The following is a 21,620-nucleotide window of genomic DNA, read 5'->3' as shown; positions in this document are numbered from 1 at the left end:
AATTATTAGTAGATTTATTGCTTGTAGTATTGGATGCAGAGTTAGAACCGCACGCTGCCAAGAGGAGCGATAGGATAAGAATAATGGATAAAAGGCTGAATGTTTTATTAGGCTTCTTCATATGGTTCGCACCTACTCTATTTAGATTGATGTGGGCTCGTAATCCAGCGGCGGCAAGTGATCCGCTCGACAAGATTGACGATGTTCACGAATAAGACGGACAAAATCGTTACGATGATAATAACCAGGTAAAGCCTGGGAGTATTAAGTACGGCTTGAGACTCATTCAACATAAATCCTAATCCGCCCTTGGAGGCAGCCATCTCTGCAAAGACAACGCCGGTAATCGCTGTGGCCGCCGTGATCCGCAGCCCGTTGAAAATGCTTGGCAGTGCCGATGGCAGAAGCACCTTGAATACCGTCTGAGCTCTGCTTGCCTTGAAGACCCTGGCTAGTTTGATATGATCGTTCCGGATCTGTTTGGCACCTGTAACGGTGTTGTAGAGAATATTGAAAAAACAGAAGAGAATGACGAGCACAACCTTACTCGTAAACCCGATCCCAAACCAGACGATAAGCAGCGGCATAATCGCTGTCTTCGGGATAGCCATTACTGAGGCTACCAGCGGATCTATCAGCTTCTCCAATGTCGGGAACGACACGAAGAGCACACCGAGTCCGATTCCGGCAACGACAGATATCGAGTAACCTACTGTAACCTCCTTCAGACTAAGGATCAGATGCGGCCACAGTGTATTTTCTTGAATCGTATAGACAAGCTCATTCCAAATTTGGGTTGGTGAAGCCAGGAAAACTCGACTCACCCAGCCTTTGGATACTGCGAGCTCCATCCACCCCAGCAGCAGTATTACAAATGCGACCTGTACAATAATAATCCAAAGAGGTTTTTGCCCCGTTCGGCCTTTCCTCTCTTTGGCCATACAGTAACCTCCCCTTCTATGCCAGTTTTGTCAGTTGATGTTTGACAGGCAGCCTTAGTTCAAGTGATATAGTGAACCCAGAATCTTTACATATTGCTCCTGACTTCCGGGTTCTCCAGAGCTCAATCTTACAAGGAACGGCCGCTGTCCACGGGACTTTAAGGCTTCTGAAGCCGGACCTTCTTCCACTGGCTCCACAAAGCTGAGTAAAGTTCCGTGCAGATCCAGAGTCTGCCGATTGCCCCGCAATATAGGATCATAGGTAACTTCACCCGCGTGGACGCGGAACCATTTCGCCCATTTTTCAACGGTCTCCTGCAGACGACTCACGGTAAACCCGACCTCTCTAAGCTGGAGAAGTCCACGTTCATGCGGAAGGATTACTCCGGCCTCCTGCAGTTCCATCTTCCGCTCCGGGTCTTCTCCTTCCCACTGGATGAAGAAGGGCAGCGGAAGTCCGTGTTCAACGCCGGCTTCTCCTGCGAATAACAGCTTCCACTTTACCAGCGTACCGTCCGGTCTTCTGCGGCTGCATGCCTCCGGCCCGAATACCTCTAGACCTTGACTGCGCAGATGCGCTGCAAGACCTTCAATATCATGGGTACGAAGTGCGATCCTGCTCAGCCCTTCCTGAAATCCATCTTTGGCCAACGTCTCAATCAAACCATAACGGCTTGTCCGGTCTCCAAGCGGAAGCAGACTGTGATCGAATACACCGATCCACTCGATATAGCTTAGATCGAAATAGCTGAGTGCATTATATGTCCCAATCTGTTCATGTCTCCCGCCATGTATGGCATGGATACCGTAAGGTTTCAACTCTTCAAATACCTGTTCCGGCTGATTTACATAATGAACAATATGATCAAACTTCAATGTGAATCCGATAATGTCCGCCTCCCTTATGCCTTATGGCTTGATAATGATTTTCCCGAAGAATTCACGTTCTTCAATGATGCGGTGAGCTTCCCTGATTTCCTCCAGCGGCAACACTCTGTCAATAATCGGCTTCAGCTTGCGGCTTTGCACAAGCTCAAGCAAAGTGATCAGATCGCCCGCTTCCCAGCCATTGGAACCGATAATTGTAATTTCACGCACCCATACATATCTCAGATCCGTCACCGCTTCATAGCCAGTCGTTGCACCGCAAGTTAGAATTCTTCCCTTGACGGCAGTCGCCTTGATGCTTTGCGGCCAGGTTGCCTTACCAGTATAGTCAACGACGACATCCGCTCCTTTTTTGCCGGTGTAGTTCCAGACTTCTTTCGAGAAATCCGTTGTATTGTAGTTAATGACCAGATCCGCACCAAGCTCCTTAAGCTTCTCCAGCTTGTCATCCGATCCGGCTGCAGCAATGACTTTGGCACCGGCCAGCTTAGCGATAAGCACGGCTGCATTCCCTACGCCGCCGCTAGCACCGAGAATCAGGATCGTCTCATTGGCTTGCAGCTTGCCGCGGGTGATCAGCATTCTCCAGGCTGTTCCGTAAGCAATCGGAAGAGCCGCGGCTTCCTCGAAGGAGATCTCATCAGGCAGCGGAATCAGATTCTGCGCCGGAACCTTTACATACTCGGCAAGTCCGCCTGTCAGGTCTTCCCCCAGTGCTCCATGACCCGGGATGGATGGATCAATGAGAACCCGGTCACCAGGCTTGGCATTTAGAACTCCTTCTCCTACCTGTTCCACAATTCCAGAGATGTCCCCGCCAGAGATATGCGGCAGAGGGAGCTTTCTCCCCGGAATTCCCCGCCGTACGAAAATATCAAGATGGTTCAGGGAGACAGCTTCAACCTTAACGACAACTTCCTTCGGCCCGGCTTCAGGCTTCGGATACTCTCCCACAACAACATTATTTCGATCTCCGTGTTCAAGAATAAGTGCAGCTCTCATTGGATATCTTCTCCTCTTAAATTATATTTTGCGTGACTTGCTCTTTTAATCGCGTTCGGTCAAGCTTGCCAGGTCCGGTAAGCGGCAAGGCATCCACGAAGATGACTTTGCGGGGATGAGCGTAAGCGGGACCGTTATGAATAAAGAACTGCTTCACTTCATCCTCTTTTAACTCACCGCCCTTGCCTGTCACAATGACGGCTACAGGAACCTCACCCTTCACTTCATGAGGAATAGGCAGGACACAGACATCCTCAATCAAAGGATGCTTCAGGAGAATGTTCTCCACCTCTTTGGGATAGACGTTCTCTCCTCCCACATTCATCATGTCGTCCTTACGTCCAACAATATAAATGAATCCATCTTCATCCCTGCAAGCTGCATCGCCTGTCTTCAACCAGCCGTCCGGCGTAATCCTGCGGGCAGTGACCTCCGGGAGATTCCAATACCCGTCAGCTACGCCCGGGTTATTCACCCAAAGCTCACCGGTTACATTCGGACCGACCTCGTTCTCTTGTTCATCCACAATTCGAATCTTACAGCCCGGCACAGGAATACCTGCAGAGCCTATCCGCTGAATACCTTCCCGGGATTCCAGTACGACAGGCCCCCCTTCAGTAAGCCCATATCCTTCATACATTGGAATTCCTAAGAGCTGCTGCACCTCTTCTAACAGCTCGCTAGGCGTATCGGAGGAACCGCATATGCCAAAACGTAAGGATGTAAGATCGAACCCCGGATGTTCTTTCAGATAACTTACTATCATTCGATATAAAGCGGGTACACCCGTCATATATGTACAGCGGTGAGTCTCAATGGCTTTCACGATCTGCTCTGGATCCGCTTTTGGGAGTACGACGGCTGATGCCCCGAGATAGAAAATGGTCTTCATCGTCGTCATCGCATTTTTGTGGTAGAGAGGCAGAGAGATGATCACCCGCGTCTCATCCGTTAAACCTCTTAGCTGCGAGGTAGACTGAACGTTCCATAGCTGCCCCCGGTGAGTTAGCCTGCATCCTTTGGGATTCCCGGTTGAACCGGATGTATAGGGGAGGAAGCAGATCGCCCTCTCCTCTGACGGGTACAGCTCCAGACTTACGGACTGCTGAGGAAGCAACTCATCGTAGGACAGTGCAACGGGAGTTGCTTGTTCATTCACGCTAGCACAGCGTACAAGTATAGAAGCTTCACTGATCTGCTGCACAGCCTGTGCCTTCTCATTCAGTTCATCGTGAAAAATTAGAACCCGGCTTCCGCTGTTGCGGTACACATAAGCTAACGTCTCCGCACCCAGCTTGGCATTCATCGGCACCGGAATAGCGCCGATCGACATCAACCCGAAGCAAATTTCCAGGAACCGGTAATCATTAGTGAACAATATGCTGACACGGTCTTGCGGATGAACACCCAGGTTTAGAAAGAGGTTCCCCGCTTGATTCACACGCCGGGCCAGCTCTGAATAATTCAATGTAATCTGGGGCGTGATCAAGGCAATCTTTGAAGGATAACGTGCAGCAGATTCTTGAATGATGCTCGCAAAATTATACGTACTCATAACTCCTCCCTTTCTAGGGCTGACCTCCAAATATATACGGTTACTGCTTCGAGCTAAACAATCCCCGGCCGACAGCAACTTCCTTTCCTGTATGGTCTGTTACCGAAATATCTGCCAGACTAACCGTTCTCCCTAATTTGACCAGATTGGCCTTGGCACGCAGAACACCAGGCGCTGCCGGCCTCAAATAGTCAATCCGCAAATCAATAGTGGGTGTAGGCAGATTCACCTTGCGATGTACCGCAAAGTATCCGGCGATGTCGATCAGCGTTGCAATGATCCCGCCGTGAATATATTCAGCGTCCCCTGTAACAAACAGATCGTTGTCAGGCAGTAAAATCGTAATGGACTCTTCATTTAGTTCTTCAACTTGAACATCCAAAAAGCGGTGATATGCCGAGCTTCTAAGCAAGGTTTCAATCTGCTCCCGGTTGATTACATCCTTCATGCTGTGTCACCCCCTTTTTGTTTGCCAACGAAACATTTTTAATCATACTAAACCGCTATGATTAATTTGTCAACACAATTGTGAATAAACAATTTTAAATTAAAAAACGTTGACACTACCGCATTTCTCGATTATAGTTCAAACTAATTTTTATAATTCCGATAAACCGGATTAATTTAAAAGGAGATACTAATGAATCCTTTAGAGCTGCGCATACACAAAGTGAGGTTGCCTCTGCCCCTACGTCTCAATCATGTGAATAGTTATCTTATAGAAGATGAAGAAGGATGGAGCGTGATTGATCCTGGTTTAGCTACAGACAATACCTTAACGGTCTGGACTGAAGCTTTACAGCGTTATGATCTGACTTTCGGGGACATCAGAAGGATTATCGTGACTCATTACCACCCGGACCATTACGGTCTTGCGGGGATGTTTCAGCAGTGGACGGATGCCGCTGTTTACAGCAGCAAGGAGACTTTTGACTGGGCAGACCGCACCTATCATAGCGAATCTATCAGGAAATCCGCCCAATTCAGCCGAAAATGCGGTGTTCCTGCTTCGCTCGTTGCCCAAATGAGTGAACATAATGAAGAACTGTTTACTTGGGTGAAGCCGATCGAAGGGGCCAAAGTGCTCTTGGAGCCAGAGGAGGACATTCTACTAGGCGGAACGCAATTTCAAGTGAAGTTTGGTAACGGTCATGCTGAAGGGAGTGTTGGCTTTCTCCACCAGGCCAGCGGATTGTTCATAGGCGGTGACCTTCTGCTTGAGAAAATCACACCTAATATTACGTATGATTACAGTACCGGCGCAGACCCTTTGCAGGATTATTTTGATACCCTAAAAAAGCTGCAAACCTTACATATACAAACTGTCCTTCCCGGGCACGGCGAAGCATTTCAGTTGTCCGAATCGTTCATCGACCGCGTAATTGAGCATCATCTTGAACGTCTTCAGGAGATCCGGTCCATATGGAAACATTCCAACGCCGGAGAACTCACTCCTTATGAGATCAGCACCCGTTTATTCCCCAAGGTGGCCGATCCTGCCTCCGTAAGTTTTGCGCTTGGGGAGACAGTTGCGCACTTGCGGTATTTACAGAAGAGGAATGAGCTTGTCCTTAAAGAGCGGGACGAATCTTTGTTTTGTGCCTTGCTTTGAAAGTGTTCTTTCTGTAAGTGGTATTCTGAACTTAAAAAAAGATCGCATGACCCTCATTACTTCATGAGAGCCTTGCGATCTTCCTTGTTCTTTTCTAAGCTGGTTTAAGGAACTACTGTACGGACTGTACCGTAAGCATCAAATCTTTTTCACTGATTCCTTTCTCTGTACTCAGGCAATACGAGAATCCGTTAGATTGCCAAATCGCCAGTTCATACTTGCCACCGTTTCCCTTAATCGTCACTCTTTCATCTTTTAATGAAATGGTTTTTGTATCATTGTATTGCTTATAATCGCCGCTGATATCGTTATTACCCGGCGACATTCTAAACATCAGACTGTTATCGGCACCACTGTAATGAATTTGTGCCATTTCTCCGGATACGGATGAGTAGTCTGTCTGCCTCACCTGAAATGGAATTTGCGTGACCTCTTTCACTTCAAAGCCAATGCCTGTGGCAAGCTCCTGCACTGACGGGTATTCGGTTATGTAGGGCACTCCCAATACCGGGCCGGGCACCTGTTCAATGGGCTGAACGGTTTCGCTCTGATGTAAATTTTGTGTCGTCACAAACGCACCGGTCAATAACAACAGAAAGCAGACAGCGATAGACATAGCCCTTTTGTTATGTCTGAACAGTTGCTGAAGCCGATACCCTTTTGGGTCCAAATCCGCCCGGCGAATGTTGTCTATGATCCGTTCATGCATGTCGGACGTCACCGTAACTCTGCTCATGATCTCGTTATATTTATTCGGCAAAGTCATATTCCTCCTTCAAAATGATCTTGAGCTTTTCCCTGGCACGGTGAAGGAGCGAACGAATCGTGGATTCCTTTTTAGCCAATAGCTCCGCAATTTGTGCAGTCGAACATCCCTCATGATAAAACAGATGCAAAACTTCGGAATACATGACCGGCAAGCCGCTCACCGCCTCCCATACAAACTGCAGATCCAGTTCCCCGGCAGAAATCACTTCTTCATTAAGTTCAATGGTATCATGCCTCTTGTTATAACTGATTTTATTTTTGCTGAGATTAACCGCTACCCTTAGCAGCCATGCTTTTTCATGTGCAGTATTTTCAATACGGGGCGCTGCCTTTAGATACTGGATTAAGGTATCCTGCAGCACATCTTCGGCGTCAGCAAGACTGTGTAGATACGAATAGGCCATCCGCAAAATGGAGGTTCCATAGTCACCTAGAAGCTGCTCCGCCTTTATATTCATTTCTACCCGTTGCTGGAATCTATCCAGAACAACCGATTGCCCGTGGCCAGGCTCCACCTTTAGAGCCGGTCGCCAAATCAGTGCCAGCCTGTTGTATAAATAGATAATATATCGTATTAACCGGTGTAACAGGTTGTGGTTCCCCTGTTCAATTGTAAGCAAATCAAGACCTCCCAAACATCATGCATCCACACCTATACCATGGTTTCTTTTACAGGCAAATAGGCATATTAGTTTACTTTCACGGTATATGTCACTGTTTGTGCAGGTTTTTGTTCCTTCTCCCAGGACTGGATATAAGTAAACTTCAATGTATATGTGCCAGCTTTTTTCGCTTTAAATGTCCATATCTTCTCACCCGGCGCTCCATCAACATTAATTGGGGCCGGAAATCTGTTTTCTTCAGCAATCAGGTTAACTGCATTGCTGTTGATATCGTAGCTCCAGGAGTATCCAGTAGTCGTATTCTCTTCCAGCTTCACATGAAATGGTTGACCGGCCTTCACAGTATTCACTTTTCCCGTTTTCAAAACGGCCAACGGCTGTTGTTTTGCCGCTTTGCTGCCGTTGGCGCTTTGCTTGTTCACCTGAATGGTATAATTCACCGTTTGCGCAGGTTTCTGATCCTTCTCCCACGCCTGAGTGTACGTAAACTTCAACGTATACGTGCCTGCTTTTGTTGCTTTAAATGTCCAGGTTTTTTGGCTTGCAACACCCACCATTGGGGGATCTGTCTGTTCGGGATATTTACTTTTTTCGGCAATAAGCTCAAGTGTATCGCCATCTGCGGCATAACTCCAGGAGTAACCGGTAGATGCATTTTCCTCCAGCGTAATCTCAAACGTTTCGCCTGCCGCCACTTTTTTCACATGCCCGCTCTCCTGTACAGATTTGTTTGATTTGTTTACTTTAACGTTGTCCACTACTTTCACCGGTGAAATATTTGCAAAAGCCTTTCCTGCCAAGCTCATACTGCCTGCCGACAGACAACTTGCCAGACAGGCCGCTGTGATCATCGATTTTGTAATTTTCATAATAAAACCCTCCATTTGCGTTTTTGGTTGCTTTCAGGTACCTTTTCACTATATATACAAATTACAAAGTGGAATTGTTGCAAGCTGTTAAATTTTTGTCCGACTTGTAAGCAAGGCTATCATCTGAGATAAACAAAAAAGCCCTGATATGGCTTTTAACCACACAGGACTCCGACCTTTACTCTTCCAACACACTTATATTTTTAAACTCACCATTTCTATCGACCTTAAAACGAACGTTATTATTCCTGGGATCCATTCCTTGAGAAACTCCCTTATCATGAACCTCTATAGTATGCACAGAGATACAATAAAGCCCTTCAGTGAGAACATGACTTTTTTCAAAATCGTTTGCAATATCCTCTGCTTGAGGAACGTCTTTGTCTTGTTTATAGATGTTAAAATCAAAATTAAAATTAATTACGCCCCGATATCTGTTACCCTCTTTACTTAATGGATCAGACATGTCGGGCAGAGAATTTAGGGTATCAATTTTTTGAGTCTGACTGAAAGTATCTATGAGTTTATCCGCCTGTTTTGTATTCAGATTAACATTAAGATAGTAGTAGTAATTCCCTTTCATTTTATCGTACTCACTTGCTGATTTCTTCATTAAATCATATTTGTCAATCAGTTGTTCGGTTACTTTCATTACCTCTGGATGCTGTTCGATATAGGCACCTTTATATAATTCAAAAAATACATTATCACTTCTTTCCTCAGCAATTTTGTAAGTATCCCGTTCGAGCATAATATAAGCAGTCGCATGATAGGGTTTGCCGATTTCAATAGCTGTCTGATGATCAATACCTTCAAACCAATTATCATCCCATGTCAGAAATTTAAACGGCTCCTTGAAGCCATATCGCTCATCCAAATAATTTTCAACCGGTTTTTTCAGGTCTGCTTCTTTTACACTTTCACACCCGCTTAATGAAATTACAGAGATAACCATGGTTAAAACAAACAATAAATACTTTCTACGCATTGTCAAAGTACTCCCATCCTTCTTACGGTTAAATATGCAGAATTTTATTAATATCAGACAACGAATTAATCGACGTTACTCCAGGAGGCGTCTCTTTGTTTTCCCGATTTAAAAACAACGGTTGAATTCCAACATTAGCAGCACCCGTGACATCACCGCTTACTGAATCGCCAATATGTATCACATCGTCAGCACTCACCCCGGATACCTCCAAGGCCAGTTCGAAAATTTCCTTGCGGGGCTTATAAGCTTTTGCCATCTCGCTTGTAATCAGTCCATTTGGTTGTAACCCCATGTTGAACAATGCTGTTTCCACAAAAATAGTATCGCAATTCGTCACAATGTATATCGGCAACCGGTTGGCTGAGAGAAAAGCCTCGACATCTTTGTAGACAGGAGGATTACTCCAATGTTCTGCAAGCCTGCCAGCAAGCTTTTTGGCATCCGCTGTGGAAGAATAATGCTGAATGGTTGTCTCAAACGCCTGGACAGCCAGTTCATACTGTGGCAGAAACGTCTCTCCAAATGAAGCGGCACGCAGCTCTGCTAAATTTCTCCACCAAAACCTGGCAGCTTCCATTTTGTCCTTTGCCTTTCCAGTGTTATAGACTTGTTCGATGACCTCCATAGTAATTTCACTGTTTTCATATACCAACGTACCGTAAAAATCAAGAAAAATTGCTTTCGCCATGATCTTGTTCATCTCCAATGTTGTTTATTTACTTTACCTATATAGATTGAACTGAAAAGTTTAGAGTATCGCTCCTACAGTTCCAAACTTCCCCTCCGTCACTCCGCTCCCTTTCCTCAAGTTTCAAGTCCAATCTATATCCCCAGTCATCCTGCAAATAATCCACTATTAAATTATATCAAATTTAGCATATCACACCTTCCATTTGTTACCACAAATCAAAAATAAATCCCATTCTGTAGAATATACTCCGTAGATTTCATGATAGAGATGACCAGATAATGAAATTAAAAGATGTCTTACCTGAAAACTCGAAAGGATGAAGAGAAATGAGGAGCCTGCTAGATCAGCTATTTCATGGAAATTTGTGCCCAGATGAAAAGGTTGTACCCAATGATCCGCATTACCGTCAGGCAAGCCGGAAAACATCTGAAACCGTAGAGGCTTGGAGGAAGCGGCATTCTGAAGAGGAGTTTGATGAGCTTGAGAAGTTACTGGACTTATATGGTCAAACTCATGGGATGGAGTTGGCCTCCTCCTTTGCCTATGGCTTCCGCCTGGGGGCAGGCATCATGGTTGAGGTCTTAACTGGAAAAGATGAGCTTGCCCGCTAGCTCAGTAACTTTCTTGACAGAACTACGTTGCAGGAATTTCATGCGGAACGCTGTAAACGTTTCTTTGCCGCTATCATTTTTATTAGAACAGACAGCTCAAAAAATGATATGTTGCAGAAATCCCGTAAAATCGATGCATACAAGCCCGATTCTCAAACCATCACCGAACAAAATAAACACCAGCTAACTTCGTCTTACGTTCTGCACACTATCATACGCACTCATAATATTAGATACATATCGCTGATGTTCAGAAAATGATCAGAGGTTTGGGGTTTAATAAGAGAGTATTTTGATAATCTGGCCCTCTAGCCCCTCTAAAGGAGGATAAAATGGATCGAGAAAAAGTCATAGTTGAATTAACCAAGCATTTGATTGAACAGTCCCCCGGAAAACATGATGTGAGGTTCCGCCGAGATGCAGCTCTTAACCGGATAGAAACCATCGTCGAAAGTGACCGTTCACCATTTGCCAAGGTGCGAGATATCAAGATTGTACTGGCAGCACTAAATAAAGTAGACGACACCACCTGATGTGCGCTATAAGCCTTGGACCGGCGGCGAGGATGAATGAACTTTGAATACGAAAGGAAGGGCACCAACATTATGAAATGGAATGAGTTGAATCCGGGGCTAACCGTGCAGATCGTAGAAGGTCATGATAGTGGGTTTGGCGGACGGTGCGGTGAAATTATATCCATCGGAACCTTCGAAGGCTACAGTAAGCGTATAGGTGCAATGATAGATATTGGAGAGCCGCTATTAATGGTAATAGAACCGGAAGCCTTAGAAGAAGCCTCAAAGGTTCTTATTGGCATCAGGATGGGAAGAGTTTGACTTATAATCGCCTGATCAGTCTTAACGGTTCGCGGGAAACCTCCCGGCTTATGTCGGGATGGTCGCAGATCGGGTTACGTGAGTCAACAAAAAAATAGAGAATTAGACTGGATGTCTTTATTCAACGTGTTTATTAGAATTGTCATACCGGCAGACTCCATAAAATAAGATTTAGACGCCCTAGACTGTCTCTGAATCATTGAACTAACGTTTCCCTTTAGTTTAAGTTTTTTGTAAGGAGTATTTCCAATGGTTGTGTATCAATTAGTAAGCATCCTGCATCTTTGTAGCCTAGTTTTCTATAAAAATGTTGGGCTCCTTCATCAGCCTGAGTGGATGTCATAACCAGATTGAAGCCCTTTTGTTTCATTTGTTCTTCCCAGAAGAGGACAACTTGCTTTCCTACACCCTTGTCTCGATATTGTTCATCAACCCAAATCATATTCATGTTTTGGAACAACTGACAAATGTGCTTGCTTTGTTAAGAATCAAAACAATTCAACGACAAAATGTTTCAAATCGATTAACCGCGGCGGTTCTTCGACAGGGAGCCAGGCTAACTAATCGGTAAAAGTACTTCTTTTGGAAAAATATCGATCCACCTCATTCAGATCAACGAAATCAGCAGCGTCATTAATGAAACTACCGTTAAATATAAAAAAACGGTAGTTAAGCGAATGTTCTCAATATTTGCACGGATAATTTAAGGTACAGGGTTACCCCCGCACCCAATGTTACTCGCTTGTAAGTGCTATTGCTGTTGCTGTTGATTTCGTTGTTTCTGGTTTGTGTTACCGCCGTTTTCATTGGCTTGCTCACCGGCTTGGTTACCCAGCGCACCGCCAGCAACAGCACCTGCAACTGTGCCGATCGGACCGAAAGCAGAACCCACAAATTAGGCAAGGCGCTTTCCGCGACTGGCGCGGCCCTTAGTGAATATATGTTCTTCTCCTCGGGCAACAAAGCTTGTGCTTCTTCCTAGTCCCTACCTTTGGCGCTATTTGTTGTTCCTCAATTCGGATCTTGTCCAGTCTTTTTAATGCGTTGGTTTCTCATTAACTTTAATTATTTCCCATTTCTTCAACAAGTAAAAACCTTCCAAGTAGTTAATAGCTTCATCTATCTTATAACCTTGCTCTTTATCTTTCTGAAGGTTATCTCGTTCAGGTTTATACTCTTTAAACTCAGGGATACAGCATGTCGAAGGGGTTCGCCAAGGGTCTGTTTCTCCTGTAGGGAGACACGTCGTGTCTGTACGGAAATTCTCCTCACAGATATTCCAAATACGGAATGTCGGATTAAAGTGATGTTCTAATTGATTGTCAATAACCCACTTAGCACATCCACTAGCATATTTCCACTGTTCAAGCAGATGCTCGTCCCTATCGTCGCCATGTCTGAACTTTAATTCTGATAGTACAAGGGCACGAAGAGAAATTGTAAGGACTAATAAATGTACTATTTTTCTAACTCGGGAAATATTATTCTTGTGTGTGTCAAATAAATTTATTAGTGGCCCAACTATATGTAGATTAATATCGTATGCCAATTTCTCCAGAGTGCTCTTCATATCATCAGTCGGTTCATACTCTTTAAAGTTCTCAATTTGACCTAAATATAGACCAATTAATTCGTTTATTTTTAAATCGAAAAGAGCATCCAGTATTTTCTGACCATTGTTTGTCACGTATTCATTCATTTCTCTAATTACTCGCATAGAACGTTCCTCATCTTGTTGTGCCTTTTCCCTTTCTAAATATGCATTCACAACAGCAGTGATAACGGCAATAATATATTCCATAGGCAACCTCCCTAGCAGATTTATTCATCAGATATTATTAACATAATTTCGTTTTATTATTTTCGATGACCTGATTGCCACCAACCCGAGACAAGTTCAGGTCATCCCAGCCAATGGCGCGAAGTTCCTCTTGCCGCCTGACGGCAGGGTTGTCTCTGCTCCTGTCCAGCGTAGCCAGCACATCATTCCCGCTGCTCCCGAAGCATCCCTTATTGCCACCACTTTCCACCTACTGACTTAACGCATGCCCAACTCTTTATATTTCATTGTATTATGGTAATTGATAAAATCCTTGATCAATGGTGTGCTTTAGGATAATCTGCATTGTATTGAGCACATGTCCGGATCGCGGTGAATGACCTGCTTGGTTTTAATGTTGATTGTAATAGAGCCGCTGTCCAAGAGGATATGGCAATTGCGACAGGCAACGATCATGTTATCGAAGACGTCAGGACCTTCTTCGGACCGAGGTTGGATGTGGTGTGTCTCCGAATAGAAATCCCCCTCGCTTAGATCAATTCTATAGCTGCATACTTGGCATTTATCTTGATATTGATCCTGTGTGTGGGTCTTGGCACAATTGCATCTCCTAAGAAAATGAAATGAACTCTCTACTCCGTAGAGTAGACAGTCCTTGGGATTCACTACTATGGGTACCATTTATTTTATACGGTATTTACAGAAGACCGGCAGAAAAGCCACCATCAATACATAATTCAGCTAATACAGGAATACTAGAGTAATAAGGGTGACTAAGATCGTCCGGATCAGGTCTTTCTGGATGATCGTAGCCGCAACTGTGCATTATTTCATGAATTACTGTCTTAGCTAAACTTTCAGAAGACGCAAGTTCCGCAAAATTTAACCAAATTCGGGAATTATAGTAACATCCGAGCAAAATAAAACCTGGGCGGACATCACAGGGAACGTTATCACCTATATCGCGATAAACGAGTTCCGAAAAACCAAAGGCACTTTTTACCCCAGCAGGTATTTCTGGATGTGTATTACAATCAATTTTTGAAAGTATTAATTCATGCGCTTCCAATAAAAGGTCACGCTGAGCATCTGGAATATTAAACGTCATATTCGTATAGTGATTAATCTCATGAGCATAAAAAACATCCACCTCTGCTTCTGCTGATGATAATAAATAAACGAATACAGTATCACCATTAAATACTACAGGAATCCCACCTACAAAACCTTTATCTCGCGCGTACTTATCAACAGCTTTATGCCATGTCAAAGGATCTTCAATATCGCCACTGTTGTCCCTAATTAATTCTCCTGTTGGAATGCCTTGAGGCGAGCATTTAAACTGCAAAAAATTATTATACATAGAGGGATCTAGACCATAAATAGGAATCGCTCCGTGTGAAGGTAAATTTCTTTGACTAAAAACTTCTAACACTCGACGAAATGCCTCCTGTGGGGGGAATACGTCGGTATTTAAACCATCATCATGAACTATTTCAGCACCATCAGTTTTAATTTTTAGCACTCTCGTATTAACACCCTCGATAGGATCTTCAATAATAGGAATAGCGGCAATAAAACCTGATGACTCAATTCTTCGGAAATGTTCATAGACCCCAATAAAAGGCTTCTGGTAATCCTGCATTGTTCGTACCTCCCATTCGTTTTGATTACTCATAAAGTGCCCTTAGTAATAACGAATTATTAATCAAAAGCTCATCGAGCTCGTTAGCTTCCCTAGGCTTTTGTCTAAATGTAACACTAAAGCCAGTCATCCTCGGATAAAAGGATGAGCGGCTTTTTTATGGGATTCCAGCTTGATGGTTGCTAAAGTGATTCGGCCGTGAGGTTGAACTCATTATTTATCTAATGCTTTATTTCCCTTCCGTGACATGTTTCTCAAATTCATTACAGGTATTGCAGAACTAATCACAGCAAGTAGCCAGTACTCTTCAGGTTCGTTGAAAACCCACTGTATCAATGAAATGTTGATACCATCGATTTTGAGTGAATCCTTAGGATACAATTTTAAATCTAAAGTTCCACCTTAATTTTATAAAGCAAACGAAGTTGCTCTAAACGGGCCTCATCAAATGATATTTTATTTCTCACCAGCCAATATCCCGACCCGTAATAATAAGCTCTGAATTAATAATTTTTCTACCCATTGTTCCGCAAACTCATTTTCAAAATACCATACGTATCGATCATGTACCGCACATGACCATTAAGGCGCTATTTTCCCCTCGGTCTCAACTAGGTTGACTGTAAAACAATGCTCTCTTAACATATTTATCACACCTTTTTAGAATGTTCCATATCGAGTATCTCTACCAGATGTGGACCACTCTATATACCGTAGAGCGACTTAATTTGTACACATTTTTAGGACAAGAGATGTTGTCTGATAATAAAGTTGTTTAAAACCACCAGATAAAATGCAGTAACCCCGGCCTGGGATCATAGCCGGGGTAGAAATAAAGTTGTTTAAAACAGACCCTCATTCAACTATCGTTCTCCTTTAGCTTAATGGAGCCACCGATTAATCGATTTCTTATATTCGCTACTTGCTTTAATTGCAAATACAAAATACATTACAATAGTAACAGGAATTAACGCCACGAGAAATCCTCTAAATAAAGCAAAGGGTGTCTCGAATAGAAAAGCTCTGGTAAAATCTCCGCCACTTCTTTCCCACAATCCTGGTGTATAATATAGTCCTTTGGGATTCAAAATAGCTAGGGGTTCTATTAAGTCTGTTGCAATTAATATAGCGAATATTGGTAGTAAAAACGAAAGCTGTGTAATTGACATGTCCGATAAGCGTTTGTATCGTCCAGCTTTAGAAGCAACATCGGAAAAAATATCATCGCTACCGCTGATGTCAACCTTTTTGAAATACTGATAGCCCGATTTTTTAGTTCCAGCGAGATGTTCCCATCCGCTGTCTTCAAAGAGTGTAAGATAATTTTTATATTCCTCCATTTTATTAAATTTGCGATAATCAATTTTAATGATAGAGTTTTCCGGTTCTATAGTTTTAAACTCGTACATATTAGAATAAAATGATTTTTTTATTATTTGATAACCTTGCTTAGCCATCTCATTCAACCACTTTTCTTCTTTTTCAAAATTCGTAAAGAACATCCATTTTTTCATTTCAACACCTCCATTAATTTTTTAAAACTTTCTTCATAGTATCAATCAGACGATTCATTCTTGCAGTATCTAGTTGTAATATTTCAATTCCTTCTTCTGTGATGACATACACCTTGCGGCGACTATCTTCACTCTTAACAGGCTTAATAAATTTGAGTTTAAGAAGGTTTTCAATTGCGCCATATAACGTTCCAGCAGCTAATCTCACAGCCCCTTCACTTAACTCTTCAACCTTTTGCATAATCAAATATCCGTGTGCTGGTTCAATTAAAGCCAATAAAATATAATATACTGTTTCAGTTAGCGGTAGATTTTTATTCCTATTCAATTTGTAGTCCCTCCTACTTTAATTAGTCATTTAAAAAAACTCACGTATACAGTCTGACTGTATACCGTCATTATATATAGTTAGACTGTATAAGTCAATATAAAAATACCTTTTTTTTGTAAACCAGCAGAAACATAAGCATGATATTATCAATAAAACTAATTCTTTGGTTCCACATGACAGTAAATGATAAAATAACAGTAATGAGCGAAATATTAAATTATCCTGCCCGTTAACGTAACGAGAAGCAGCCGGTCCTCAAGCCCGGCTGCTTCTGTCTGTACTGAGCTATAGGTTGCAATAGGTAAGCGTTTGATATAATCTCCGGCTTTTCCCCTGCGCCACACCGGACGTGCCAGTTTCCCGGCATCCGGCGTTCCATCTAATGAAAGCTACTTGATCATTGGTTCCCCGTTACTCTAGGTTCTGGAAAAAAAAAACTGATCGGTTCCAATCCGCATTTAGTGCGGTATTGGTTGATCAGGCTCTGCATGGATTCAGTTATTCCAAGCTTAGCCATGAGCCCGTCAATTGTCTGCTTGCATGTAGAATGGATTAACCGATGAACCTCCTTTTGGAGGATACGAAGATTAGAGAATTTATCGTTGCCGCCCAGATGAAGCGGTACAAAATGATGGCAGTGAACATCTGCCGCAGAAAGATACATGCCTGTAACTTCGCATTTCCCCATTTTCATACTGTAGCGACTGATTCGGTTATCCATGTACTCTACACTTCGACTTGGGATATGGGATTTCATTAATGAAGCAATTTCGTGTTGCAAATCTGACCGTAGCTTTTGGTGGATTTGCTCTCTTCCTTCTGCTGTATAAAGGGTCAGCTGTTGACTGAAGCTCATGGTATTTCTTGTCTTCACATCAGCAAGAGGATATAAATACACGTTTGCCAATTTAAATGTCCTGAAGCCGCGACTGTAGAATTTCTTGTACGTTGGCGGCGGGTTTTCAGGGTGTTCGTATTTCCCAATCTGTTTGAGACGATTGAACATGAAGGCACGTAGATCGTAGGCAAGACGTGAGAACTCGGGGTTGACGTGGGTTGCCCATTTGAAATAGTTATGAATCCCTAGAACAAAGCTATTGAACAGCAGTGCATTCTGTGCGGTTGGGGAAGCTCTAAGTTTCTTGATGCGCGCTTTGGCTTCTTCTTTGATCTTCCGCTTGTTTTTGGCTTTAATGCCGGTATGCGCCACTCGTTTGTTGCCCTTTTTAGTCGCACGGATGGTGAAACCGAGGAATTCGGACTCCCGTTTGCGCAGATTCACAATCTGCGATTTCTCCGGGGAGATGTCCAGTTTCAGGCGTTCCTTCAGGTACAGTTTAACAGCATGATACCACTTGTGGGCAGTTCTCCAGTCTCGGCAGAGAACTTTGAAGTCGTCCGCATAGCGGACAATGTATCCTTCTTTCAGAGTAGATCGCTTTTTCGCGTACAATTCTCCTGTTCTCGTCTTGTATGACTCGTTCATGGGAAACAGTTCCCACTGCCCAGCAATCCATTGATCCAGATCGTTCAAGACAATATTGGATAGAAGAGGAGAGAGGATTCCGCCTTGTGGAACTCCTTTGAAAGGTACACCTTCTCCATCAATTTCTGCCTTTAGCATCTTCGAGATGCATGCTAATGTTCGCCTGTCCTGAATGCCAAGGTTCCATAGCTGCTTGATCAGCAATCCGTGATTTACATTGTCAAAGAAGCCTTGAATATCGATGTCGACAACATAGTGGAGTTGCGAATGATTCACTAGAAATTGCACTCTAGCCATAGCATGGTGAGTTGACCGCAACGGTCTGAAACCATAGCTATGGTTATAAAAGTGAGCTTCCGCGATTGGCTCAAGCACCTGCTTAAAGCACTGCTGAATGATACGGTCCAAAATACACGGAATTCCGAGAGGTCTCCATTTGCCGTTATCCTTTTCAATGCGCTTCCGTCTGACTTTGTTGGGGCGGTAGTTCTTTAACTTGTATTGGATATCAAGGACTAGTTCGTCTTCGGATAGCTTTTGGATATCCGTAATGGTTTTCCCATCGGTTCCAGGTGTCCGCGATCCTTTATTCGATTTCATCATTCGATAGGCGAGGAGGATGTTTTTTCTGGATGTGATGATGTCGTAGAGTTGCGGGAAAACTTCCTTTTTCGAGGCACTATCGTATAACGCTGTGAATGTGTCCGTCATGCCGTAGTAATCCCAGTATCGAAGAGCTTGCACTGTGGCATCCCTCCTTGTAGAGGTGATGTTCCCACGTTCCTACCCGATCGGTGCAATTCACGTTGGAGAATGATCGTTCTTTCCATTAGACTTGGGGCTGTTCCTCCACTCCCATTACAGAAGATTCATCAGTCGTGCCCCTGCCCTCACAAGGCTTAATGCATTTCGGCATGTGCCTTATTGCAACCGTCTTGGGTAACAGCCCTTGTTGCGACGTGCCTTGCTTTCCAAGTCCCTTACAACCTAGCTATCTCAGGACGTAGGTGCTTCCTCTAAGCCTGTGAGCTGGAAGCTGCCATTGTTCAGCATAGCGTATTTCATAGGGAAAATTATTACTTTACGCCACTCACACCATCGCTTGATGGCCCGCATGTTTCCATACGTTCTAACTTTAGACCCGTACATTCGGAAGTTCGTCAGTTCAAAAAAAAAAGAATGAACATTCTCACCATATCCAGTTTTTCAGCCGCGCGGCATATCCATTGGCATACCTTTCCGTGAGGAGGCTTCAGCCTCTGTTCTGCCGACTCCACCTGTACTTCACACCCCATGCTCTGTCAGGCATGATGCATGCAGGAGTATTGGCGGGATGGTTTCGGGAAACATGGTTCCGTCATTCCCATCCTCGGTTATAAAGTTGAGATTCCTAATTTTGAATCTCCTGCTTTTCACACCGCCGGGTGCTTATAGCAGAACTTGTCGTACTTTCCCGTTAGTTGAATAAGCACGCTTTCTTTTATTACAGAATATCTTCGTACTGCATAACAAGCACTATGACTCTCGATGAAAAAGCTTCTTTAAAGTAGCGCAACTTCGCTACAACCCTTTCGTCGTATGGCAAAGGTAAAAAATGTAAAATCGGAGATTTTACATTTTTTAAAAGGATGATTTTACTCATCCTCTCATCTATTTCATTATTTCCAACTGTCTCTTGCAGCCAGAAAACAAGCATAGACATAGATGATGCAGTCGTGAAATCCGAGAAGTATTTTAGGCAACTTGATGAGATAGCTACTGCAGCATCTTCATACGATGGTAAAAAAGATCTTAAATTCAGGATTTTGATATCACGAATTATGACCAGGGAGTTATTTATGAAGGTACGAAGCTAATTGGTGAAGATTTAAAAGTCCAGACCAAGTGAAATTTCCATCCCACTAACGGAGAACGTCAGTTCAAAAACACAGCGGCAGTCTAAATTCCCCCCTTTGTTTAATTAAATTTATCTTCTCTCTTTCTGCTATCATTTGATCGGGTACCCTAAAGGACGTTCCTACACCATGGTTTGGGTCACGTCCATTTCATTGTATTCCCAATAATAAATTAATTCCTATACGTCAATCATAACTGCAGGCAGGTTGCTATGCTTACCTTTAGGTAAGTACATGAACTAAAAGTGCGTACTTCCGCCATGCCATGATGCGAGGTATACTCAAGTCCTAAATCTGATTCAAACATGGAGGATACACCATTGAAAACACTTGTTGTCGTCACGCACCCAAATATCGAAAAATCCGTCGTTAATAAACGCTGGATCGAAGAACTCCGTACATATCCAGACGAATATACAGTACACGATCTGCACAAAGCCTATCCCGATGAAAAAATCAACGTGGAAAAGGAACAACAACTGATTGAAACGCATGATAAGCTCGTCTTACAATTCCCTCTCTATTGGTTTAATAGTCCCCCTCTGCTTAAAAAATGGCTAGACGAAGTATTCACTTACGGATGGGCATATGGCTCGAAGAGTGATAAATTAAGAAATCGAAAAACGGCATTAGCTGTAACCGCCGGAGGAAGAGAAAGAGACTATAGTGAAGATGGTAAATTCCACTACGGGCTTGACCGTGTTTTATCTCCCTTTGAGATGACTCTTTTATACTGCAACGCTGATTATCGTTCCTTTTATGCCTTCTATGGCACGGAAAATGAGACGGTAGGAAGTACAGATTTTTAAAAAAAATTGGACATAAGTTCACAAAGCTATATTGAATTTATCGAAAATATGTAAATTGGAACAAAAAGAAGCATTACCATTAATGGAAATGCTTCTTTTGTCAAATCGGAAACGGTCTTGTTGTCCCTTGCACGGCTGAAACGAAGTTTTCCTCTCCCCAAGTGCACATCATATCCATCACCGGAATAAGCGATTGTCCTCTCTCGGTCAATGAATACTCAACTTTAGGAGGAATTTGGGGGAATTTCTCGCGCCTGACGAGACTGTCCGCTTCCAGTTCTTTCAACATTACGCTTAACGTCTTAAAAGGTATTGTCCCGATACCCCGTTGCAGCTCATTGAACCGCACGATCTTGTTTTCAGAGAGATAGTAGAGAATAGTCATTTTATATTTACCGCTAATGATAGACAAGGTGTAGCCGAAGTTAGTGTCCTTCTGTTGAAAGCCAGGCAGTATACAGCTTTCATCACTCATGGGCTATTACCCTCCTTCAGAAAATATTTAACGAAAGGGTAAACGCCTGTTGCCGCTCCGTACTCAGGTCCCGACTTGATTATAATTTACAACCTGCTATAAAATCATCCTGTGAGCAACGAACTAACTATACCATTTTGAAACATTTAGTTCAAAGTACTCGTGACTAACTATCAATCGGTCGATTTTCTCTGTCAATACTCTAATTCACCATGCCAAGCTGATGTCTTTTGCCATACCGTCGCACCGGGTTCCAGGTAGCGTCTACCCACTCAATGCCTGTTTTGTCGCTCATTCT

General features: G+C 43.4%; 25 protein-coding genes and 1 pseudogene. 5 read left to right on the top strand and 21 right to left on the bottom strand.

Annotated features, from left to right (window positions below; genetic code table 11):
• Positions 1–137: 137 nt before the first annotated feature.
• The 5 genes from NYE29_RS19025 to NYE29_RS19005 are packed head-to-tail and all read right to left on the bottom strand — an operon-like array spanning position 138 to position 4,834.
• On the bottom strand, positions 138–941 hold the full coding sequence (locus NYE29_RS19025; protein ID WP_340897056.1) for an ABC transporter permease: 804 nt from the start codon (positions 939–941) through the stop codon (positions 138–140).
• A gap of 54 nt (positions 942–995) precedes the next feature.
• Positions 996–1,817: a VOC family protein gene (locus NYE29_RS19020; protein WP_340897055.1), complete on the bottom strand. Its 822-nt coding sequence runs from the start codon at positions 1,815–1,817 to the stop codon at positions 996–998.
• A gap of 33 nt (positions 1,818–1,850) precedes the next feature.
• Positions 1,851–2,831 carry a zinc-binding dehydrogenase gene (locus NYE29_RS19015; protein ID WP_076114374.1) on the bottom strand — a complete coding sequence of 327 codons (981 nt, stop codon included), beginning with the start codon at positions 2,829–2,831 and terminating at the stop codon, positions 1,851–1,853.
• Positions 2,832–2,847: 16 nt separating this feature from the next.
• Entirely contained in the window at positions 2,848–4,386 is a 1,539-nt protein-coding gene (locus tag NYE29_RS19010; protein WP_340897054.1) for a class I adenylate-forming enzyme family protein, read from the bottom strand.
• A gap of 40 nt (positions 4,387–4,426) precedes the next feature.
• The gene (locus NYE29_RS19005) at positions 4,427–4,834 is read right to left on the bottom strand and encodes a PaaI family thioesterase (RefSeq protein WP_340897053.1); all 408 of its coding nucleotides are present in this window, start codon (positions 4,832–4,834) and stop codon (positions 4,427–4,429) included.
• A 255-nt stretch (positions 4,835–5,089) separates the two neighbouring features.
• Here NYE29_RS19005 and NYE29_RS19000 point away from each other — a divergent pair, with 255 nt between their 5' ends.
• Complete coding sequence (locus NYE29_RS19000; protein WP_340897052.1) at positions 5,090–5,998, top strand: MBL fold metallo-hydrolase; 909 nt, start codon at positions 5,090–5,092, stop codon at positions 5,996–5,998.
• A gap of 112 nt (positions 5,999–6,110) precedes the next feature.
• On the opposite strand, the gene NYE29_RS18995 is transcribed toward NYE29_RS19000, so the two are convergent.
• The 5 genes from NYE29_RS18995 to NYE29_RS18975 form a co-directional block, all read right to left on the bottom strand.
• A complete protein-coding gene (locus NYE29_RS18995) occupies positions 6,111–6,758 on the bottom strand; it encodes a hypothetical protein (RefSeq protein ID WP_340897051.1) in 648 nt (215 codons plus the stop codon).
• Positions 6,748–7,386: an RNA polymerase sigma factor gene (locus NYE29_RS18990; protein ID WP_340897050.1), complete on the bottom strand. Its 639-nt coding sequence runs from the start codon at positions 7,384–7,386 to the stop codon at positions 6,748–6,750. Before NYE29_RS18990 ends, NYE29_RS18995 begins: the two co-directional genes overlap by 11 nt.
• A gap of 68 nt (positions 7,387–7,454) precedes the next feature.
• On the bottom strand, positions 7,455–8,258 hold the full coding sequence (locus NYE29_RS18985) for a protease inhibitor I42 family protein (protein ID WP_340897049.1): 804 nt from the start codon (positions 8,256–8,258) through the stop codon (positions 7,455–7,457).
• 178 nt (positions 8,259–8,436) lie between these two features.
• The gene (locus NYE29_RS18980) at positions 8,437–9,246 is read right to left on the bottom strand and encodes a hypothetical protein (RefSeq protein WP_340897048.1); all 810 of its coding nucleotides are present in this window, start codon (positions 9,244–9,246) and stop codon (positions 8,437–8,439) included.
• Positions 9,247–9,274: 28 nt separating this feature from the next.
• A complete protein-coding gene (locus NYE29_RS18975) occupies positions 9,275–9,937 on the bottom strand; it encodes an HAD family hydrolase (RefSeq protein WP_076114587.1) in 663 nt (220 codons plus the stop codon).
• 329 nt (positions 9,938–10,266) lie between these two features.
• Between NYE29_RS18975 and NYE29_RS18970 the strand changes: the two genes are divergently transcribed.
• The 3 genes from NYE29_RS18970 to NYE29_RS18960 all read left to right on the top strand — a co-directional run bounded on the left by NYE29_RS18970 (position 10,267) and on the right by NYE29_RS18960 (position 11,387).
• On the top strand, positions 10,267–10,551 hold the full coding sequence (locus NYE29_RS18970; RefSeq protein ID WP_076114586.1) for a DUF6809 family protein: 285 nt from the start codon (positions 10,267–10,269) through the stop codon (positions 10,549–10,551).
• A gap of 332 nt (positions 10,552–10,883) precedes the next feature.
• Positions 10,884–11,084 (top strand): hypothetical protein, encoded by a 201-nt coding sequence (locus NYE29_RS18965; RefSeq protein WP_076114585.1) that lies wholly within the window; start codon positions 10,884–10,886, stop codon positions 11,082–11,084.
• 36 nt (positions 11,085–11,120) lie between these two features.
• A complete protein-coding gene (locus NYE29_RS18960) occupies positions 11,121–11,387 on the top strand; it encodes a hypothetical protein (protein ID WP_076114584.1) in 267 nt (88 codons plus the stop codon).
• A gap of 217 nt (positions 11,388–11,604) precedes the next feature.
• Here NYE29_RS18960 and NYE29_RS18955 read toward each other — a convergent pair.
• The 10 genes and pseudogenes from NYE29_RS18955 to NYE29_RS18915 form a co-directional block, all read right to left on the bottom strand.
• Positions 11,605–11,835, bottom strand: a pseudogene (locus NYE29_RS18955) (GNAT family N-acetyltransferase); the annotation flags it as partial.
• Between the two features lie 221 nt (positions 11,836–12,056).
• Positions 12,057–12,290, bottom strand: coding sequence for a hypothetical protein (locus tag NYE29_RS18950; protein WP_340899899.1), 234 nt, complete (start codon positions 12,288–12,290; stop codon positions 12,057–12,059).
• A 133-nt stretch (positions 12,291–12,423) separates the two neighbouring features.
• Positions 12,424–13,188 (bottom strand): hypothetical protein, encoded by a 765-nt coding sequence (locus NYE29_RS18945; RefSeq protein WP_076114582.1) that lies wholly within the window; start codon positions 13,186–13,188, stop codon positions 12,424–12,426.
• Positions 13,189–13,284: 96 nt separating this feature from the next.
• The gene (locus NYE29_RS18940; protein ID WP_256718303.1) at positions 13,285–13,407 is read right to left on the bottom strand and encodes a hypothetical protein; all 123 of its coding nucleotides are present in this window, start codon (positions 13,405–13,407) and stop codon (positions 13,285–13,287) included.
• 90 nt (positions 13,408–13,497) lie between these two features.
• Positions 13,498–13,848: an HNH endonuclease signature motif containing protein gene (locus NYE29_RS34620; protein ID WP_083675971.1), complete on the bottom strand. Its 351-nt coding sequence runs from the start codon at positions 13,846–13,848 to the stop codon at positions 13,498–13,500.
• 16 nt (positions 13,849–13,864) lie between these two features.
• Complete coding sequence (locus tag NYE29_RS18935) at positions 13,865–14,812, bottom strand: hypothetical protein (RefSeq protein ID WP_076114580.1); 948 nt, start codon at positions 14,810–14,812, stop codon at positions 13,865–13,867.
• Positions 14,813–15,693: 881 nt separating this feature from the next.
• A complete protein-coding gene (locus tag NYE29_RS18930) occupies positions 15,694–16,326 on the bottom strand; it encodes a DUF2812 domain-containing protein (RefSeq protein ID WP_076114579.1) in 633 nt (210 codons plus the stop codon).
• Positions 16,327–16,339: 13 nt separating this feature from the next.
• Positions 16,340–16,654: a PadR family transcriptional regulator gene (locus NYE29_RS18925; RefSeq protein WP_076114578.1), complete on the bottom strand. Its 315-nt coding sequence runs from the start codon at positions 16,652–16,654 to the stop codon at positions 16,340–16,342.
• 400 nt (positions 16,655–17,054) lie between these two features.
• Positions 17,055–18,887: a group II intron reverse transcriptase/maturase gene (gene ltrA / locus NYE29_RS18920; RefSeq protein ID WP_340893965.1), complete on the bottom strand. Its 1,833-nt coding sequence runs from the start codon at positions 18,885–18,887 to the stop codon at positions 17,055–17,057.
• A 739-nt stretch (positions 18,888–19,626) separates the two neighbouring features.
• Complete coding sequence (locus NYE29_RS18915) at positions 19,627–19,845, bottom strand: hypothetical protein (protein WP_340897047.1); 219 nt, start codon at positions 19,843–19,845, stop codon at positions 19,627–19,629.
• Positions 19,846–20,358: 513 nt separating this feature from the next.
• Here NYE29_RS18915 and NYE29_RS18910 point away from each other — a divergent pair.
• Entirely contained in the window at positions 20,359–20,847 is a 489-nt protein-coding gene (locus NYE29_RS18910) for an NAD(P)H-dependent oxidoreductase (RefSeq protein WP_076109891.1), read from the top strand.
• Between the two features lie 100 nt (positions 20,848–20,947).
• On the opposite strand, the gene NYE29_RS18905 is transcribed toward NYE29_RS18910, so the two are convergent.
• Positions 20,948–21,322, bottom strand: a complete 375-nt coding sequence (locus NYE29_RS18905) for a winged helix-turn-helix transcriptional regulator (RefSeq protein ID WP_076109892.1) — start codon at positions 21,320–21,322, stop codon at positions 20,948–20,950.
• Between the last annotated feature and the right edge of the window lie 298 nt (positions 21,323–21,620).

It is taken from the genome of Paenibacillus sp. FSL M7-1046 (assembly GCF_038007405.1).
Lineage (GTDB): Bacteria > Bacillota > Bacilli > Paenibacillales > Paenibacillaceae > Paenibacillus_AQ.
Note: the sequence above shows the minus strand (reverse complement) of the source record. Positions and strands in the feature narration are given on the sequence as shown.

Bases quoted from the DNA above. Each gene is read 5' to 3' on its own strand.
- NYE29_RS18915 (WP_340897047.1), bottom strand. From the start codon at position 19,845: ATGTCTATGCTTGTTTTCTGGCTGCAAGAGACAGTTGGAAATAATGAA.
- NYE29_RS18970 (WP_076114586.1), top strand. From the start codon at position 10,267: ATGAGGAGCCTGCTAGATCAGCTATTTCATGGAAATTTGTGCCCAGAT.
- NYE29_RS18905 (WP_076109892.1), bottom strand. From the start codon at position 21,322: ATGAGTGATGAAAGCTGTATACTGCCTGGCTTTCAACAGAAGGACACT.
- NYE29_RS18985 (WP_340897049.1), bottom strand. From the start codon at position 8,258: ATGAAAATTACAAAATCGATGATCACAGCGGCCTGTCTGGCAAGTTGT.
- NYE29_RS18965 (WP_076114585.1), top strand. From the start codon at position 10,884: ATGGATCGAGAAAAAGTCATAGTTGAATTAACCAAGCATTTGATTGAA.
- NYE29_RS19025 (WP_340897056.1), bottom strand. From the start codon at position 941: ATGGCCAAAGAGAGGAAAGGCCGAACGGGGCAAAAACCTCTTTGGATT.
- NYE29_RS18930 (WP_076114579.1), bottom strand. From the start codon at position 16,326: ATGAAAAAATGGATGTTCTTTACGAATTTTGAAAAAGAAGAAAAGTGG.
- NYE29_RS18980 (WP_340897048.1), bottom strand. From the start codon at position 9,246: ATGCGTAGAAAGTATTTATTGTTTGTTTTAACCATGGTTATCTCTGTA.
- NYE29_RS19005 (WP_340897053.1), bottom strand. From the start codon at position 4,834: ATGAAGGATGTAATCAACCGGGAGCAGATTGAAACCTTGCTTAGAAGC.
- NYE29_RS18945 (WP_076114582.1), bottom strand. From the start codon at position 13,188: ATGGAATATATTATTGCCGTTATCACTGCTGTTGTGAATGCATATTTA.
- NYE29_RS19010 (WP_340897054.1), bottom strand. From the start codon at position 4,386: ATGAGTACGTATAATTTTGCGAGCATCATTCAAGAATCTGCTGCACGT.
- NYE29_RS18975 (WP_076114587.1), bottom strand. From the start codon at position 9,937: ATGGCGAAAGCAATTTTTCTTGATTTTTACGGTACGTTGGTATATGAA.
- NYE29_RS18935 (WP_076114580.1), bottom strand. From the start codon at position 14,812: ATGCAGGATTACCAGAAGCCTTTTATTGGGGTCTATGAACATTTCCGA.
- NYE29_RS19015 (WP_076114374.1), bottom strand. From the start codon at position 2,831: ATGAGAGCTGCACTTATTCTTGAACACGGAGATCGAAATAATGTTGTT.
- NYE29_RS18960 (WP_076114584.1), top strand. From the start codon at position 11,121: ATGAACTTTGAATACGAAAGGAAGGGCACCAACATTATGAAATGGAAT.
- NYE29_RS34620 (WP_083675971.1), bottom strand. From the start codon at position 13,848: ATGGTACCCATAGTAGTGAATCCCAAGGACTGTCTACTCTACGGAGTA.